The organism is Streptomyces aidingensis (assembly GCF_900112355.1).
GTDB lineage: Bacteria > Actinomycetota > Actinomycetes > Streptomycetales > Streptomycetaceae > Streptomyces > Streptomyces aidingensis.
Map to the genome: position 1 here is coordinate 26801 of NZ_FOLM01000023.1, position 15681 is coordinate 42481.

General features: G+C 74.5%; 18 protein-coding genes. 8 read left to right on the forward strand and 10 right to left on the reverse strand.

The window, feature by feature from the left end; all coding sequences use genetic code 11:
- Window positions 1-27: 27 nt before the first annotated feature.
- Entirely contained in the window at window positions 28-291 is a 264-nt protein-coding gene (locus BM242_RS26130; RefSeq protein WP_093841411.1) for a hypothetical protein, read from the reverse strand.
- Between the two features lie 185 nt (window positions 292-476).
- Here BM242_RS26130 and BM242_RS26135 point away from each other — a divergent pair, with 185 nt between their 5' ends.
- Window positions 477-1640, forward strand: a complete 1164-nt coding sequence (locus BM242_RS26135) for a DUF5925 domain-containing protein (RefSeq protein WP_093841454.1) — start codon at window positions 477-479, stop codon at window positions 1638-1640.
- A gap of 78 nt (window positions 1641-1718) precedes the next feature.
- Here the strand turns inward: BM242_RS26135 and BM242_RS26140 are convergent, their stop codons facing one another.
- Window positions 1719-2687 (reverse strand): pirin family protein, encoded by a 969-nt coding sequence (locus BM242_RS26140; RefSeq protein ID WP_093841453.1) that lies wholly within the window; start codon window positions 2685-2687, stop codon window positions 1719-1721.
- An 81-nt stretch (window positions 2688-2768) separates the two neighbouring features.
- Here BM242_RS26140 and BM242_RS26145 point away from each other — a divergent pair, with 81 nt between their 5' ends.
- Entirely contained in the window at window positions 2769-3353 is a 585-nt protein-coding gene (locus BM242_RS26145; protein ID WP_245834537.1) for a DUF6624 domain-containing protein, read from the forward strand.
- Window positions 3354-3485: 132 nt separating this feature from the next.
- Here BM242_RS26145 and BM242_RS26150 read toward each other — a convergent pair whose 3' ends face one another.
- Complete coding sequence (locus BM242_RS26150; RefSeq protein WP_245834538.1) at window positions 3486-3866, reverse strand: GntR family transcriptional regulator; 381 nt, start codon at window positions 3864-3866, stop codon at window positions 3486-3488.
- Window positions 3867-3944: 78 nt separating this feature from the next.
- On the opposite strand from BM242_RS26150, the gene BM242_RS26155 reads away from it, so the two are divergent.
- The 3 genes from BM242_RS26155 to BM242_RS26165 all read left to right on the forward strand — a co-directional run bounded on the left by BM242_RS26155 (window position 3945) and on the right by BM242_RS26165 (window position 6987).
- Complete coding sequence (locus tag BM242_RS26155; RefSeq protein ID WP_093841457.1) at window positions 3945-4907, forward strand: GNAT family N-acetyltransferase; 963 nt, start codon at window positions 3945-3947, stop codon at window positions 4905-4907.
- Between the two features lie 165 nt (window positions 4908-5072).
- A complete protein-coding gene (locus BM242_RS26160; RefSeq protein WP_093841412.1) occupies window positions 5073-6107 on the forward strand; it encodes a lytic polysaccharide monooxygenase auxiliary activity family 9 protein in 1035 nt (344 codons plus the stop codon).
- 220 nt (window positions 6108-6327) lie between these two features.
- Window positions 6328-6987 (forward strand): pyridoxamine 5'-phosphate oxidase family protein, encoded by a 660-nt coding sequence (locus BM242_RS26165; protein WP_093841413.1) that lies wholly within the window; start codon window positions 6328-6330, stop codon window positions 6985-6987.
- An 11-nt stretch (window positions 6988-6998) separates the two neighbouring features.
- Here the strand turns inward: BM242_RS26165 and BM242_RS26170 are convergent, their stop codons facing one another.
- Entirely contained in the window at window positions 6999-7916 is a 918-nt protein-coding gene (locus BM242_RS26170; protein WP_093841414.1) for an esterase/lipase family protein, read from the reverse strand.
- A 264-nt stretch (window positions 7917-8180) separates the two neighbouring features.
- Between BM242_RS26170 and BM242_RS26175 the strand changes: the two genes are divergently transcribed.
- Window positions 8181-8840 carry an HAD family hydrolase gene (locus tag BM242_RS26175; protein WP_093841415.1) on the forward strand — a complete coding sequence of 220 codons (660 nt, stop codon included), beginning with the start codon at window positions 8181-8183 and terminating at the stop codon, window positions 8838-8840.
- Between the two features lie 66 nt (window positions 8841-8906).
- Here BM242_RS26175 and BM242_RS26180 read toward each other — a convergent pair whose 3' ends face one another.
- From BM242_RS26180 to BM242_RS26205, 6 genes are all read right to left on the reverse strand, one after another.
- The gene (locus BM242_RS26180; protein ID WP_093841416.1) at window positions 8907-9677 is read right to left on the reverse strand and encodes an urease accessory protein UreD; all 771 of its coding nucleotides are present in this window, start codon (window positions 9675-9677) and stop codon (window positions 8907-8909) included.
- Window positions 9674-10369 carry an urease accessory protein UreG gene (gene ureG, locus BM242_RS26185; protein ID WP_093841417.1) on the reverse strand — a complete coding sequence of 232 codons (696 nt, stop codon included), beginning with the start codon at window positions 10367-10369 and terminating at the stop codon, window positions 9674-9676. Before ureG ends, BM242_RS26180 begins: the two co-directional genes overlap by 4 nt.
- 56 nt (window positions 10370-10425) lie before the next feature.
- On the reverse strand, window positions 10426-11139 hold the full coding sequence (locus BM242_RS26190; RefSeq protein WP_093841418.1) for an urease accessory protein UreF: 714 nt from the start codon (window positions 11137-11139) through the stop codon (window positions 10426-10428).
- 126 nt (window positions 11140-11265) lie between these two features.
- Window positions 11266-12990, reverse strand: a complete 1725-nt coding sequence (locus BM242_RS26195; RefSeq protein WP_093841419.1) for an urease subunit alpha — start codon at window positions 12988-12990, stop codon at window positions 11266-11268.
- Window positions 12983-13294 (reverse strand): urease subunit beta, encoded by a 312-nt coding sequence (locus BM242_RS26200; protein WP_093841420.1) that lies wholly within the window; start codon window positions 13292-13294, stop codon window positions 12983-12985. The genes BM242_RS26195 and BM242_RS26200 overlap by 8 nt, the downstream gene beginning before the upstream one ends.
- Window positions 13295-13311: 17 nt before the next feature.
- Complete coding sequence (locus BM242_RS26205; protein ID WP_093841421.1) at window positions 13312-13614, reverse strand: urease subunit gamma; 303 nt, start codon at window positions 13612-13614, stop codon at window positions 13312-13314.
- A gap of 304 nt (window positions 13615-13918) precedes the next feature.
- Between BM242_RS26205 and BM242_RS26210 the strand changes: the two genes are divergently transcribed.
- Together BM242_RS26210 and BM242_RS26215 are read left to right on the forward strand one after the other, a co-directional pair.
- Window positions 13919-14941: an aspartate-semialdehyde dehydrogenase gene (locus BM242_RS26210; RefSeq protein ID WP_093841422.1), complete on the forward strand. Its 1023-nt coding sequence runs from the start codon at window positions 13919-13921 to the stop codon at window positions 14939-14941.
- Window positions 14942-15232: 291 nt separating this feature from the next.
- The gene (locus tag BM242_RS26215) at window positions 15233-15673 is read left to right on the forward strand and encodes a cell division protein SepF (protein WP_093841423.1); all 441 of its coding nucleotides are present in this window, start codon (window positions 15233-15235) and stop codon (window positions 15671-15673) included.
- Window positions 15674-15681 lie beyond the last annotated feature (8 nt).

Consider the following 15681-nt stretch of genomic DNA (forward strand, 5'->3'; position numbering starts at 1 on the left):
TGCGGCCGGCTCCGGCCCGCCGGCCGGTTACGCCTGACCGCCGAACAGCGTCCGGCGGAGCCGGCGCAGCGGCGCCAGCAGCATGACCTTGGCGCCCCGGCGCTCGTGCCCGGCACGCCGGTCATGCTTCGTCAGCTCACGCATGAGCATGCTGGCGTCCTCGGCGTCGTGCCGCTGTGCCGCGGGGCCGGAGAGCACGCTCAGATGGCGCTCCAGGCGCGAGCCGGACGTTCCGCTCCCGCAGTTGACGGCAGGCACTCGGGGCCTGCTCCGCGCAGTTATCTGCTCCATGACTCTCCCACCCGTACAAGGGCACCCGGTGCGGGCAGGGTAACCCTAACGCCCCACACATGCGCATGGGTATCCCGGTCCTCCGATTCACCTTCCCCTGCGCGAGGTTGACGAACATCGCCCGTTCGTCTTTCAACAAGGAAACTCTCGTGCGCGGCTGCCCGCCGGTGACCGATCATGGCTCCATGCGCCCGAACCACGATACTGGCCCCCAGGAGGACACGCTGCCGTTCCGCTTCGTGGTCAACGACCCCAACTCGCCCGGCGAGGTCATCGACACCATGCTCATCTCCCGGTTCGCCTCCGGGGAGCTGCCCTGCGCCCGCAGCCGCCGGCTGAGCCAGGTCAAGGAGCACCACACGCTGCTGCCGCCCGGCGCCGAGGTGCAGCGCACCGCACAGGGCAGCGACGACCGGACCGTGCTGGCCACCGGGGCCAACTGGGCGATCCAGTCCCGCCGCTGGCGGTTCGGCGCACAGGTGACCGTGGTCGCCACCTCGGACGAGATCGCCGAACGGGTGCTCAAGGAGGCGGTGGACGGCGCCGAGGAGGAGCCGCGGCAGGAACCCTCCCAGGTCATCATGGGCTTCTGGCACTACTCCCCGGCGCACGGCTCGGTCCGCACCACCCGCAAGATCAGCGCGGAGGGCTGGACGGCCGCACGCAAGAACTATTCCGCCCGGGTGGCCGGGGAGCTGGACACGCTGCTGGCCACCTCGCCGGACGACATCTCCGGGCGGCTGGTGCTGCTGCACGGCCCGCCCGGCACCGGCAAGACCTCGGCGCTGCGCACCCTGGCGCGGGCCTGGCGGGAGTGGTGCCAGGTCGACTGCGTCCTCGATCCGGAACGTCTGTTCAACGACGTCGGCTATCTGATGGACGTGGCCATCGGCGAGGAGGACGACCCCCTCCCCGCGTCCGCCTCCGGCCCGGGCTCCGGCGACGATGAGGACTCCGAGGCGGAACGTCCCGCCCGCTGGCGGCTGCTGCTGCTGGAGGACTGCGACGAACTGATCCGCGGCGGCGCCAAGGACACCGCGGGCCAGGCCCTGTCCCGGCTGCTGAACCTCACCGACGGGCTGCTCGGCCAGGGCCGCAACGTTCTGGTCGGCATCACCACCAACGAGGATCTGGAGCGGCTGCATCCGGCGGTGGTGCGCCCGGGCCGCTGTCTGGCCCGGATCGAGGTGGGCCGGCTCAGCCACCACGAGGCCACGGACTGGCTGGGCACCGCCGAGGGCATCCCCCGGGAGGGGGCCACGCTCGCCGAGCTCTACGCGCTGCGCCGCGGCATCCCGCCGTCCCCGGCCGCCGCCTCCGCCGACCCCGCCCCGGGCCTGTACCTCTGACCGCCGTGGGGACCGCTCCGGCCCGGGCGGCCGGAGCGGGAAGGTGTTCCGGCCCCGGGCCCCGGCCCCGGCCGCCGGCTAGGCGTCGCGGGTCCGGCCGCGGGGCTTGAGCGGGACGGAGGGGAGTCCGGGGGCGGCCAGGCGCGCCCCGGAGTAGCCGTGGACCTCGCCGAAGCGCTCACCGGCCGTCCAGGCCCGGCGGGCGTCGGCGATCTCCTCGGCCGTGCGGGCCACGAAGTTCCACCACATCACCAGGCGTTCCTCGAACGGGACACCGCCGAGCAGCATCAGCGCGGAATCGGTGTCCGCGCGCAGCGGGAGTTCGCGCCGGCCGGTGCCGAGGTAGAGCAGCGAGCCGGGGGTGAGCGGGACGCCGTCCACCTCCGGGGCGCCGCTCATGGTGAGCGCCGCGTACTCGAAGTCCTCCTCGGCCGGCAGGCGGGCGTCGGTGCCGGCGCGCAGCGCCAGATCGGCGCCGACCAGCGGCGAAAAGGTGCGGCCCGGCGAGGCCGCGGTGTCCAGGGTGCCCAGGAGGACGGTGGCGGTCAGTCCGTTGCCGCCCCGGATCACCGGGAGCTCGGCGTGGAACTCCCAGGCCGGCTCGGTGTGCCGGTGGGCGTCCGGCAGGGCCACCCAGAGCTGGGCGCCGTGCAGCACCGCCGGGTGGTCGCGGGGTGATTCCTCGGAGTGGGCGATGGCCCGGCCGGAGGTCATCAGGCCGAGCTGGCGCGGCCGGATGGTCTGCAGGCTGCCCAGGCTGTCCCGGTGCAGCACCTCGCCGTCGTGCAGCCAGCTCACCGTCTGGAGACCGGTGTGCGGATGCGGCGGCACCTGCATGCCGGGCTCGCCGGCGATGTCGTCCGGCCCGTAGTGGTCGACGAAGCACCAGGCGCCGACCATCCGCCGCCCCAGACCGGGCAGCAGCCGGCGCACCATGGTGGACTCGCCCAGCGGCACCTGCCGGCCGCGCTGGAGTTCCCGCACCGGAGGGGACCAGCCCTCGCCGCCGCACCGCCGGGGCGCCGGCCGCAGATCGAGATTGCTCATGCCCCCGAGCATGCCCTACCGGGGCGCCGGGCACGATCGAACCCACCGGAGGGCAACGGCAGGGGACGCACCGGAGGTCGCATGACGCAGTGGGAGGCGGACGGCAGGGACGGGGAGACGGGCCGGGGGGCCGCCGGCGCGGGCGGCGACGGCGCACAGCCGCGCGATCCGCGGCTGGCCGCCGAACTGCTCCGCCGGATGGCGGAGGACCAGCGGCTGCGGCAGATCCCCTACGACCGGTGGACCGAGGAGATCCGCGCCGAGCTGCGGCGCATCGACGAGGAGAACACCGCCTGGCTGAAGGGGGTGACCCAGGCGCACGGCTGGCCCGGCCACTCGCTGGTCGGCCGGGAGGCGGCCACCGCCGCCTGGCTGCTGGCCCAGCACGCGGACCACGCCTTCCAGGACCGCGCCCGGGAACTTCTCACCACCGCCGTGGTGGCGGGCGACGCCGATCCGGTCCATCTCGCCTATCTGACGGACCGCTGCCTCACCAACTTCGGCGAGCCGCAGCGCTATGGCACCCAGTACTACGATCCCGGCGACGGGGGCGGCATCCGGCTCTACCCGGTCGCCGACCCGGAGAATCTGGATTCCCGGCGGGCGGCCCTCGGGCTCGGCCCGCAGGCCGAGTACGACGCCCGCATCCGGGGCGAGACCGGCTAGCCGCCGGGGGCCGCGCGGGGGCCGGCCGGGAACAGGGGAACAGGGGCGCGGCGGCGGTGACGGCGCGCCGTCCCGGGACCCGGCCGGCCGCACGGCCATCCCCCCGGCCATCCCCCCGGCCCGCCCGCCGGTTCAGCCGCCGGGCCGGTCACCGTAGGCGGCACGCAGCGCGTCCTGCGCCGCGGCCAGCGCCGCCTCCCGGGTGAGGCCGAGCCGGCGGGCCCGGCGGGCGAAGCCCTCCGCGGCCAGTGCCGCCTCCCGTTGCGCCGCGTCCCCGGCCGCCGCCACAAAGGTGCCGCGCCGGCCCCGGGTCTCGATCACCCCGTCCTCCTCCAGGGCGCGGTACGCCTTGGCCACGGTGTTCGCCGCCAGCCCCAGCTCGGCGGCGAGTGCCCGCACCGTCGGCAGCCGGTGGCCGGCGGTCAGCGTGCCGTCCCTGGCCTGCCCGGCGATCTGGGCGCGCACCTGCTCGTACGGCGCCTGTGACGACCGGGGATCGATGCTGATCCGCACGCCGCTGGTTCTCCCTCCGCTCTCGCCGCCCGGAAAATCGGGCGGTGTCCGCCGGTGCTGCCGCGTACCGTACCGCGCATGCCGATCAAGGTGCGTACGTTCCGTCCCGGGGACGCCGCGGAGGTGGCCGCGGTCCGCCGGTCCGCCGTGCCCCATCTCATCTGCACGGCCGCGGGCATCGCCTGGCAGGCCGAGGGCACGCCGCCGGCCGTCCGGCTGCGTCTGCTGGTGGCCGAGGACGGCCGGGGCCGGATCACCGGCTGCGCCGACGCCGGTCTGCACGCCGCGAGTGCCGATCCGGGCCAGGGCTTTCTCCACGTGGCGGTGCGGCCGGAGCGGACCGGCGAGGGGGCCGGCCGGGCCCTGGCGGCGGCGGGCGAGGAGTATCTGGCCGGGCTCGGCGCGCACACCGTGTTCACCTGGGCGGCGGACGACGGCCGCTCCCCCGGCTTCGCCGAGCGGCTCGGCTACCGGCGGCGACGCCGGGCGGGCTTCCTCACCCTGGATCTGGCCGCCGGCGGGCTGCCGCCGCTGCCCGCCGGGCTGCCGCCCGGGGTCGGACTGCACACCAGGGCGTCCTTCGCCGGTGACCTGCGCCGGCTGCACGAGGCGGATCTGGAGTGCCGCGCCGACGAGCCGGGCGACGTGCCGTTCCGGGCGATGTCCTTCCAGGACTGGCTGCGGGTGGACCGGGAGCGCCCGGATCTGGACCACGGGCTGTCCACGGTGGTGACCGTGGACGGCGAAGTGGCGGCGTACACCCTGGCGGTGACCGACCGCATCTCCCGCTACGGCTCCGCCATGACCGGAACGCGCCGCGCCCACCGCGGACGCGGGCTGGGGCTGCTGGCCAAGCTGGACTCGCTGCACCGCGCCCGGCGGGCCGGGTACACCATGGCGGTCACCGGCAACGACGCGGGCAACCGGGCGATGCTGGCGATCAACGAGAAGCTGGGCTACCGGGGGGCCGGGGAGGAGTTCCGCTACGCCCGTGAGCTCCCCGCGGGGCGCCGCCGGGCGGTGCGGCGGGCCGCGCTTTAACCATCACTCAGCGCTTCCTTAAAGGCGGCATAAGACTGCGCCCGGGCGCTGCCGGCATGCGGAAACAGCCGCTCCGCGGGGCTAACGTGCAAGGTACCGGCCGGACTTCACGGCTCCCGACGCGGCCGGCGGCACGACCGGCGACCGAGAGAGCGGAGAGTGCGCATGTCCATCCGTCACCGGGCCCGCACGGTGGCCGCGGTGCTGCTGGCACCGCTGGCGGCCGGCCTGGTGACGGCTGCGCCCGGCGCCGCGCACGGCACCATGGACAACCCGATCAGCCGGGCCCGGCTCTGCTTCGTGGAAGGCCCGGAGGCGCCGCGGTCCGACGCCTGCCGGGACGCGGTCGCCCTCGGCGGGACCCAGGCGTTCTACGACTGGCACGAGGTCAGCCTGGCCGACGCGGCCGGGCGGCACCGGGAGCTGATCCCGGACGGCAGGCTGTGCAGCGCCGGCCGGGAGAAGTACGCCGGTCTGGACCAGGCGCGCGCCGACTGGCCGGCGACCGGCATGAGCAGCGGCAGCCACACCTTCCGCTACACGGCCACCGCGCCCCACCGCGGCGGCTTCCAGGTCTACCTCACCAGGCCCGGCTATGCCCCGGACCGGCCGCCGGCCTGGTCCGACCTGGAACTGATCGGCGAGGTGGACGACCCGCCGCTCGCCGAAGGGGCCTATGTCTTCACGCTGGACGTCCCACAGCGGCGGGGCCGCCACCTGATCTACACGATCTGGCAGCGGACCGACAGCCCGGAGGCGTTCTACTCCTGCTCCGACGTCGTGTTCGGCGACGGGGGCGGCGAAGCCGCCGGGGGCGGTGGCGACCGGGGCAGCGGCACCCCGGGACAGGGCGGCGCCACCGCCCCCTCCGGCGAGAAGCCGGAACCGGAACCGGAGCCGCGGACCGAGCCGGCGCCGGAACCGGAAACCGGGCCGGATTCCGGGGACCGGAGCACGGCCGAGGCCACCGGCCGGAACACCGGACCGGCCACAGACCCGAGGAGCAACGGAACCGACGCAAACAGCCCGGCACCCAGCGGTCGCACCGAAGCCGAGGTCGGGACAGACCTCGCCGCGACCGGTGGCGGGAGCGGCACGGCACTGCCGGCCCTCGGCGGTGCGGCGGCCATGGCCGCCGGCGCGGCCGTGCTGCTCGCCTCCGTCCGCCGCCGCCGTGCCCTGGGCAGACGCCGGATCTGACGCTTCTCACCCGCTGGGGCCCCCACCCCCGGCAGCGGTGCCGCCGCCTCCGTCCTCCCACCTCCGCCGGGAGGCGGCGGCACCCCACCCCCACCGCCGCCCGGGCGCCAGCCGTGCCCGGGCGGCAGCCGGCCCGCGGTCCCGGCGAAAACCCGTGTGCCGCCGGCGGACGCAGGGGTAGGGTCGGTGCCGTCTGAATACACCTCCCGAAGGGAGCGGCATGACGGACGGCAGGCCCGGGGCCGGGCAGGCGGACGGTCTGGTCGAGGTCACCGGCGAACAGGAACTCGTGGAGATCGTCGGAGAGCCGCTCTCCCACACCCGGGAGAAGGTCCGCGATTCGCTCCATGAACTGGACCGGCAGTGGCTGGCGGCCTCCCCGCTCTGTCTGCTGGCCACCTCGGCCGCGGACGGCTCCTGCGACGTCTCGCCCAAGGGCGACCCGGCCGGGAATCTGGCCCTGGTGCTGGACGACACCACCCTGGCGCTGCCGGAACGCCCCGGCAACAAGCGGATGGACGGCTTCCGCAACATTCTGTCCAACCCGCGGGTGGGCTTGATCTTCCTGATCCCGGGACGCGGCGACACCCTCCGGGTCAACGGCCGCGCCCGCATTCTGCGCCAGGCGCCCTTCTTCGACCGGATGACCGTGCGCGGCCACCGCCCGAAGCTGGCCCTGCTGGTGGAGATCGAGGAGGTCTTCCACCACTGCTCGAAGGCGTTTCTGCGCTCCGCCGCCTGGGATCCGGAGAGCTGGGATCCGGGCGCGCTGCCGTCCCGCGCCCGGATCGCCAAGGCCGTCGAACGGCCGGAGGAGGCGCTCGCCGAACTGGAGCGGTACTACGGCCCGTCCTATGCCGAACGGCTCTACACCGCCTGACGGCCGGCCGCTCAGCCGAACACGGACAGACAGGTGGTGGGCTCGGCGCGGGCCGGATCGAGCGCGTTGGCCACCTCGTGGAACGCGATCCGGTCGGCCAGCCCGAGCAGCGCGTGCCCGGAGAAGTCCAGCGGGCACAGGTCCTGGATCAGGATGTTGCGCACCCCGGGTTCCCGGATGAACTGGGTCCGGTAGGGGGTGACCACCTCGTCGTAGCGGGTGGCGATGACGGTGTAGTCGACCCCGGGGACGGTGTAGCCGCCCGCGTTGAGCCGGGTGAGGAAGTCCGAGCCGGCCACCTGCTGCGTCAGCGCGGGCGCGGCGGAGCCGATCAGGTCGCCGGCGCCCGGGAAGTGGTCGAGCAGCCGGGTCAGGCCGCCGAGCGTGGTGCCGTTGGTGGAGGGCGCAAGCGCGATCAGCGCGTTGACCTTGCCGGCCGCGCCCGGGGAGTGCCTGAGGTAGTGGCGCGGCATCAGGCCGCCCTGCGAGTGGCCGACGATGTCGGCCTCCTCGGCGCCGGTGGCGGCCAGCACCCGGTCGATGTGGACGGCCAGTTCGGCGGCCGAGTCCTCGATCGGGCCGAGGCCGTGCACCAGCGGCACCCCGGGCAGTTCGCCGAAGTTCTCGGAGAACACGCAGTATCCGCGGTGCACCAGGTACGGGGCGAGGCCGAGCCAGTTGTCGGTCTTGTTGGCGAAGGTGCCGTGCACCAGCACCACCGGCCGGGGATGGCCGGCGGAGGGGCGGCAGGAGTAGTCGTTCCAGCCGCCGGCGGACGCGGCCGCCGGGCCGGCCGCCGCCCGGGCGGCGGTGGCACCGGGCAGCAGGGCGGTGAGCACGGCGAGCAGCAGGACGGCGGCGAGGAGCCGCGGCCGGCCGGCCGTGCGCGGTGCAGAGAGGGGCGGTGCGGACACGGGCGGTGCGGACATGGGCGGTGCAGAATCGTTTTTTCGCAGGGGTGTCGGCCGGGGCGGCATCATGTGGTCTCCTTGCTGTAGCGCACTTGGGGGGTGGCACCACGGCTGTGTGGTCCGGACCACGGCTACTACCGAGTAGCTGACAAGTTACGGTCAAGTAACCTGCGGGGCCATCCATCGTGCGGTGAAGAACCCCGCACATGCCGCACACCGCCTCTTCGCCCGGTCCGCACCCCGGCCGCACACGGCGGCCCGCCGCCCGGTTAGCCTTGCCGCGTGAACAACCGCGTCGGACTGCTCATCTTCGACTGCGACGGTGTGCTGGTGGACAGCGAGCCGGTCGCGCTGCGGATCAATCTGCGGCTCGGCCGCGAGCTCGGCTGGCCGATGGACGAGGAGGAGATGACCCGCCGCTTCCTCGGCAAGTCCGCGCCCGCGATCTACCGGCAGATGGCCGACCGTCTCGGCGAGGAGACCGCGCTGCTGTGGGAGCGGCGCTTCACCGAGCAGCTCAATGCCGCGATCGACACCGGGCTGAACGCGGTCGCCGGAGTGGTGGAGGCCCTGGACGCCCTGGGCACCCTGCCGCTGCGCACCTGCATCGCCTCCAGCGGCAGCCACGAGAAGATGCGGCGCACCCTGCGGGCGGCCGGCCTCTACCAGCGGTTCGAGGGCCGGATCTACAGCGCCACCGAGGTGGCCGAGGGCAAGCCGGCACCGGATCTCTTCCTGTACGCCGCCCGCCGGATGGGGGTGCCGCCACCGGACTGCGTGGTGATCGAGGACAGCCAGTACGGCGTGCAGGCGGCACGCGCGGCCGGCATGCGGTCCCTGGGCTACGCCGGCGGCCTCACCCCGGCCGGCTGGCTCACCGGCCCGGACACCACCGTCTTCGACGACATGCGCAAGCTCCCCGCGCTGCTCGCCGCCCTCTGACGCCCGGCGAGCGCCCGCACCGCGCCGCCCGTAGCCGGGCAGTCCCGGAGTCCCGGAGTCCCGGAGTCACGGAGTCACGGTGTCCAGCAGACGGCGCAGCGCCAGGGCGTCCGGGGCGAGGGCGGTCACCAGCACGGCCGGGGCCCCGGCCAGGGGCAGCAGCGCCGCCGTCCCGCCGAGCGGGCGCGGCTCGGCGGGCCGGCCGCCCTCCCCGTAGGCGGCGGGGTCCACCACCAGCAACTGGCCCACCGCGCGGTGGCCGCCGAGCACCGCGCCGCCGTCCCAGCCCGGTGCGCCGGGCCCGGTGGACAGCTCCTGGTCCAGCACCGTCCGGCCCGCCCACCGCACGGTGATCCGGCTGGTCAGCCGCCCGCCCTCCTCACCGCTGCGGCCCAGCACCTGCTCCTCCCGGAACACCAGCCGGGCGTCCGCCGCCAGGTCGATCCGGGCATGGGTGACCAGTTCGCTGCCCCGCGCCGAGATCAGCGGCTCCGGCAGCCAGCGCAGTTCGCCGCCCTGGCGCACGGTGAGTTCGGTGTCGAAGCGGGCCGCACCGCCGCCCCGGCCGGGCAGCGCGACCATGGCCGCGGCCGAGGTGATGCGCAGGGCCGCGCCCGGCCGGGCCTCGGCGGCCAGCCGCAGCCGGTCGCCGCCCAGCGGGGCGCTCATCGCCCCGACCAGCGTCACCTGGGCGTACGGGCCGGCCGCCCGGGTGCGGCGCAGCGCCAGCGGACCGTCACCGGCCAGCACCGGCAGCGTCCCGCCCGGCCCGGCCGCCACCCGCGCGGACGCGGACAGCCCGGCCGGGACGGCGGCGGGGGCGGCGGCGCCGGTCATTGCGTCCCGCCCGTCCGCCAGGCGGCGAGCCGCCCGCGGACCCAGTCGGCGACCGGGCCGACGCCGCCCGGCCGGGTCAGCGCGGTGAAGACGACCGGCAGCCCGCCGCGCTGCGCCTTGGCGTCCCGGGCCATCAGGCCCAGATCGGAGCCGACATACGGGGCCAGGTCGGTCTTGTTGACCACCAGCAGATCGGCGGTGGTGACCCCGGGCCCGCCCTTGCGCGGGATGTCGTCCCCGCCCGCCACGTCGATGACGAAGACCTGGGCGTCGACCAGGCCGTGGGAGAAGGTGGCGGTCAGATTGTCGCCGCCGGATTCGACCAGGACCAGATCGAGCGGGCCGGCGGCCTCCTCCAGTTCCTCCACCGCCTCCAGGTTGGCCGAGATGTCGTCACGGATCGCGGTGTGCGGGCAGGCGCCGGTCTCCACGGCCGTGATGCGCTCGGCGGGCAGCACGGCGTTGCGCAGCAGGAAATCGGCGTCCTCGCGGGTGTAGATGTCGTTGGTCACCACGCCGATGGCGACCTCGTCGCGCAGCGTCCGGCAGAGCGCGGCGACCGTGGCGGTCTTGCCGGAACCGACCGGCCCGCCCAGTCCGATCCGCAGCGCCCGCCGCCGCCCGTCCGGCCGCACGGCCTGGGCGCCGTGCGTGTGCCGTCCGGGAAAGGTCACCGGGTGATCACGATGCATGACGGTACCTCCAGAGGTTGGGGGAATGCGGGTTGCGGTGCCGGCGAAGGGCGGGCTCAGGAGGCGAACAGCCGGGTGGGCCAGGCGGCATGGGCCTCGGCGGTGATCTCCAGCAGCGGCGCGGACGCGGCGGGAAGTTCCCCGGTGCCGCCCGTCGCCGCCCGCCCGGCCGCCGCCACGGCGCGCCCGGCGACCTCGTCCAGTTCGCCGCCCAGCCGGGCCAGTACCGCCGTGGCCCGGAACGGGTCCAGGCCCAGCAGCCGGACCACCGCGGTGGCCGGGCCGGACACCGTCTCGTATCCGGCCGCCAGCGCGGCATCGTGCGGGGTCAGCCCGGCGGCCCGGGCCGCGGCCCCGAGCACCACCGGCTGGTGCGCGCCGCGCGGCCGGGCCGCCGCCAGGGCGGCCAGTTCCGGTGCGGGCCACACTGCCCGGGCGGCCCGCATCAGTTGCCGTCCCAGCCGCCGGGCCGTGGCGCGCAGCGCCGGGCTCGGCGTCCGGACGTCCGCGGCGGCGTCCAGCTCCACCGGGTCCAGTCCGGCGCAGGCCGCCGCCGCCAGGGCGGCGGCGACCAGGCCGGCGGTGTGCAGCCGGCCCCGGCAGAAGTCCTCCAGCGAGTCGGGACCGGTGATCCGGCCCGCCCGGACGGCGGCCTCCGCACCGCCGGAGTGCGCGTGTCCCCCGGCCGGGAACCGCCCGTCCGCCAGCACCAGCAGGGCCGCCGCGGCGGCGGGCCGGGAGGGCGGGGGCGGGCAGGAGGGCTGCTGCATGGGCGGGGCCTTCTTCCGGCTGGGGTGCTGCGGGATCGTCCCCGCCGCGTCCCGGGAAAGGACTGGAAGGGGGTGGGTCCGAGGGGTGGCCCGGGGAGTGGGTCCGGGGCCGGCGCGGGGACCGGCCTAGAAGAGGAAGTAGCGCTGGGCCATGGGCAGGGTCGCGGCGGGCGCGGGCACGACCTCCTCGCCGTCGATGGTGACGGTGAAGGTGTCCGGCTGGACACGGATCTCCGGGGTGGCGTCGTTGAGCCGCATCCGTTCCTTGGTCACCGCCCGGGCGGACTCGGCCGCCACCCAGCGTTTGCCCGCCGCCAGCCGCTCCGGCAGGCCGTCCGCCAGGGCGAGCGGCGAGACGAAGTTGACCGAGTTGCCGGCCGGTGCCCGGCCGATCGCCCCGAACATCGGCCGCGGCAGCACCGGCTGCGGGGTCGGGATGGAGGCGTTGGCGTCGCCCATCTGGGCATAGGCGATCTGGCCGCCCTTGATCACCAGGGCCGGCTTCACACCGAAGAAGGCGGGCTCCCAGAGCACCAGATCGGCCAGCTTGCCCGGCTCCACCGAGCCCACCTCATGGTCGATGCCCTGCGTGATGGCGGGGTTGATCGTGTATTTGGCGACATAGCGACGTGCCCGCATATTGTCCGCCCGCCCGTCGCCCGGCAGTGCCCCGCGCCGCGCCTTCATCACATGCGCGGTCTGCCAGGTCCGCATCACCAGCTCCCCGATCCGCCCCATGGCCTGGGAGTCCGACCCCATCATGGAGATCGCGCCCAGGTCGTGCAGGATGTCCTCGGCCGCCATCGTCGTCGGCCGGATCCGGGACTCGGCGAAGGCCAGGTCCTGCGGCACCGCCGGATTCAGGTGGTGGCAGACCATCAGCATGTCGAGATGTTCCTCGACCGTGTTGACGGTGTGCGGCCGGGTCGGATTGGTGGAGCCGGGCAGCACGTTCGGCGCCGAGCAGACGGTGATGATGTCCGGCGCGTGCCCGCCGCCCGCGCCCTCCGCATGGAAGGCGTGGATGGACCGCCCGCCGATCGCGGCCAGCGTGTCGGCCACGAACCCGGCCTCGTTGAGGGTGTCGGTGTGCAGGGAGACCTGCGCCCCGGTCTCGTCGGCCACCGTCAGGCAGGCGTCGATGGCCGCGGGGGTGGTGCCCCAGTCCTCGTGCAGCTTGAAGCCGACCGCCCCGCCCCGCAACTGGCTGAGCAGGCCCTGGCGGGAGACGGTGTTCCCCTTGCCGAGCAGCCCGATGTTGACCGGCAGGCCGTCCATGGCCTCCAGCATCCGGGCGAGGTGCCACGGCCCCGGGGTGACCGTGGTCGCCTTGGAGCCCTCGGCCGGTCCCGTACCGCCGCCGATCATCGTGGTGACCCCGGAGGCCAGGGCCTCGTCGGCGAGCTGCGGGCAGATGAAGTGGACATGCGCGTCGATGCCGCCGGCGGTGAGGATCCTGCCGTTCCCGGCGATGATCTCGGTCTCCGGGCCGATCACCAGCTCCGGGTGCACCCCGTCCATGGTGTCCGGGTTGCCGGCCTTGCCCAGGCCGGTGATCCGGCCGTCCCGCATGCCCAGATCGGCCTTGTAGACCCCGGTGTGGTCCAGCACCACCGCGCCGGTGATCACGGTGTCCGGGGCGCCCTCGGCCCGGGTGACCCGGGACTGGCCCATGGATTCCCGGATCACCTTGCCGCCGCCGAAGACCACCTCCTCGCCGGCCGCCGGCCCCGGGCCGCCGCTGAGGTCCCGCTCGATCTCGATCAGCAGACCGGTGTCGGCAAGCCGGATCCGGTCCCCGGCGGTCGGGCCGAACAGGTCGGCGTAGGCGGCGCGGCTCAGCTCAGGCATCGAGTTCTCCTCCGGTCTCGCCGCGCAGCCCCGGCACGATCCGGCGGCCCGCGAGGGGAATCAGCTCCACCTCGGCCGGGATGCCCGGCTCGAAGCGGACGGCGGTGCCGGCCGGGACGGCCAGCCGCTTGCCGCGGGCCGCGGCACGGTCGAAGTCCAGGCCCGGATTGGCCTCGGCGAAGTGGTAGTGGGAGCCCACCTGCACCGGGCGGTCGGCGGTGTTGCGCACGGTGAGGCGGGTGATCCCGGCGCCCTCGAAGAGGACCACCGGGTCATCGGCGAACAGGATTTCTCCGGGAATCACGGCGGCGGCCCTCCGGGCTAGCTGATCGGTTCATGGACGGTGACGAGCTTGGTGCCGTCCGGGAAGGTGGCCTCCACCTGGACGTCATGGATCATCTCGGGCACGCCCTCCATGACGTCGTCCCTGGTCAGCACCGCACGGCCGGAGACCATCAGCTCGGCCACGGTGCGCCCGTCCCGGGCGCCCTCCAGCAGATGGGCGGTGATCAGGGCCACTGCCTCGGGGTGGTTCAGCCGCAGGCCGCGTGCCCGCCGCCGGGCGGCCACCTCCGCGGCCACATGGATGAGCAGCCGCTCCTGTTCGTGGGGGGTCAGATGCACCGTGCCACCTCGCCGTCTCCGTGTGTTGCCGTTGCCTCGTCGCCGGACGTGTCCGACATGCCGGAACACCCCGCGGGCCGGCCGCCGGCGCCACCGGGGCGTTACGGCGGAAGGCGCCAGGCCAGGGAGGGTAGTTCCATCTCGTTACAGGAGCGTTACTTCCATTCAGAAGTATTCGGCCGCTGTGGTGTGATCCACGTCAAGGAAAGGATTGGCCCATCCGGCACCGGGCAGGGCACGCTAGGAGGTGCGGTCGGGACGACATCCGCACACAGCGACAGGTGAAGGACAGAGGTACCAGCGCATGAAGATCGGGATCGTCGGGGCGACCGGCCAGGTCGGCACTGTGATGCGGGAGATTCTGGCCGAGCGGAAGTTCCCGGTCAGCCGGCTCCGGCTGTTCGCCTCGGCCCGCTCCGCCGGGCGCACCCTGCCCTGGCAGGACGGCGAGGTGACCGTCGAGGACGCGGCCACCGCCGACTGGTCCGGGCTGGACATCGTGCTGTTCTCGGCCGGCGGCGCCACCTCGCGGGCGCTGGCCGAGAAGGTCGCCGGAGCGGGCGCCGTGGTGATCGACAACTCCTCGGCCTGGCGGATGGACCCCGGGGTCCCGCTGGTGGTCTCCGAGGTGAACCCGCACGCCGTGGCCGACCGGCCCAAGGGCATCATCGCCAATCCGAACTGCACCACCATGGCGGCCATGCCGGTGCTCAGGCCGCTGCACCGGGAGGCCGGGCTGACCGCGCTGGTGGTCGCCACCTACCAGGCGGTGTCCGGCAGCGGTCTGGCCGGGGTGGACGAGCTGAACGCACAGGTGCGCGCCGCCGCGCCGCAGGACCCCACCCGGCTCACCCGGGACGGCCAGGCACTGGACTTCCCGGCACCGGGCACCTATGTGCGCCCGATCGCCTTCAATGTGCTGCCGATGGCCGGCTCGATCGTCGACGACGGGCTCGGCGAGACGGACGAGGAGCACAAGCTGCGCAACGAGAGCCGCAAGATCCTGGAGATCCCCGGCCTGGCGGTCTCCGGCACCTGCGTCCGGGTCCCGGTCTTCACCGGGCACTCGCTCCAGGTCAACGCCCGCTTCGAGCGGCCGGTCAGCCCGCAGCGGGCGGCCGAGCTGCTGGCCGAGGCGCCCGGCGTGCAGCTCTCCGACATCCCGACCCCGCTCCAGGCGGCCGGCCGGGACGCCAGCTATGTCGGCCGCATCCGCCGCGACGAGACCGTGGAGCACGGGCTGGCGATGTTCATCTCCAACGACAATCTGCGCAAGGGGGCCGCGCTGAACGCGGTGCAGATCGCGGAGCTGGTCGCCGCCGGGTGAGGCCGGGCGGCCGGGGGCGTCACCCGGGCGCCGCAGCGCCCGGGCCCCCGTCACCCTCCCGGCAGCAGCCGGGGAAACTCACTCTCCGTCAACCGGCCACAGCGCCAACTCCCCTGACCGGGCGCCATCCAGCGGCCCGCCGAATGCACCAGAACCGTCACAGAAAACCGTTTCTGCGGCCAACCACTTGGCGCATTCTCTGCTCCATGCACGACGATAGGGGGGCGGGTGTCACCGTGTTCCACAACGACGGGAAGGCGGGGGTCCCCGCGCATCGGGAAGGAGGCGTCCATGGGTTCGGTTCGCAGGGCGAGTGCGTGGCTGGGACTGGTCGACGACCGCGAGCGCTACTACGACGACGACTACGCCGAGGGCCCGGAGCCCGGTGACAGCGCCCCCGCCGCCTGGACCACCGATCCCCGCCTGCGGGTGGCCGCCGAGGCCGCGCAGGAGCGCGGGCGCCGGATCGCCACCGTGACGCCGCAGGGCTTCCGGGACGCCCGCCGGATCGGGGAACTCTTCCGGGACGGGGTGCCCGTCGTCATCAACCTCACCACCCTGGAATCGGCGGACGCCAAGCGGGTGGTGGACTTCGCCGCCGGGCTGATCTTCGGTCTGCGCGGCTCCATCGAGCGCGTCGCCAACCGCGTCTTCCTGCTCACCCCCGCCAAGTACGAGGTGGTCAGCACCGACGGCCGCCGCCCCGACGGCGGCTTCTTCAACCAGAGCTGACCCGGCCG

Bases quoted from the DNA above. Each gene is read 5' to 3' on its own strand.
- BM242_RS26130 (WP_093841411.1), bottom strand. From the start codon at position 291: ATGGAGCAGATAACTGCGCGGAGCAGGCCCCGAGTGCCTGCCGTCAAC.
- BM242_RS26135 (WP_093841454.1), top strand. From the start codon at position 477: ATGCGCCCGAACCACGATACTGGCCCCCAGGAGGACACGCTGCCGTTC.
- BM242_RS26140 (WP_093841453.1), bottom strand. From the start codon at position 2,687: ATGAGCAATCTCGATCTGCGGCCGGCGCCCCGGCGGTGCGGCGGCGAG.
- BM242_RS26145 (WP_245834537.1), top strand. From the start codon at position 2,769: ATGACGCAGTGGGAGGCGGACGGCAGGGACGGGGAGACGGGCCGGGGG.
- BM242_RS26155 (WP_093841457.1), top strand. From the start codon at position 3,945: ATGCCGATCAAGGTGCGTACGTTCCGTCCCGGGGACGCCGCGGAGGTG.
- BM242_RS26160 (WP_093841412.1), top strand. From the start codon at position 5,073: ATGTCCATCCGTCACCGGGCCCGCACGGTGGCCGCGGTGCTGCTGGCA.
- BM242_RS26165 (WP_093841413.1), top strand. From the start codon at position 6,328: ATGACGGACGGCAGGCCCGGGGCCGGGCAGGCGGACGGTCTGGTCGAG.
- BM242_RS26170 (WP_093841414.1), bottom strand. From the start codon at position 7,916: ATGTCCGCACCGCCCGTGTCCGCACCGCCCCTCTCTGCACCGCGCACG.
- BM242_RS26180 (WP_093841416.1), bottom strand. From the start codon at position 9,677: ATGACCGGCGCCGCCGCCCCCGCCGCCGTCCCGGCCGGGCTGTCCGCG.
- ureG (WP_093841417.1), bottom strand. From the start codon at position 10,369: ATGCATCGTGATCACCCGGTGACCTTTCCCGGACGGCACACGCACGGC.
- BM242_RS26190 (WP_093841418.1), bottom strand. From the start codon at position 11,139: ATGCAGCAGCCCTCCTGCCCGCCCCCGCCCTCCCGGCCCGCCGCCGCG.
- BM242_RS26195 (WP_093841419.1), bottom strand. From the start codon at position 12,990: ATGCCTGAGCTGAGCCGCGCCGCCTACGCCGACCTGTTCGGCCCGACC.
- BM242_RS26210 (WP_093841422.1), top strand. From the start codon at position 13,919: ATGAAGATCGGGATCGTCGGGGCGACCGGCCAGGTCGGCACTGTGATG.
- BM242_RS26215 (WP_093841423.1), top strand. From the start codon at position 15,233: ATGGGTTCGGTTCGCAGGGCGAGTGCGTGGCTGGGACTGGTCGACGAC.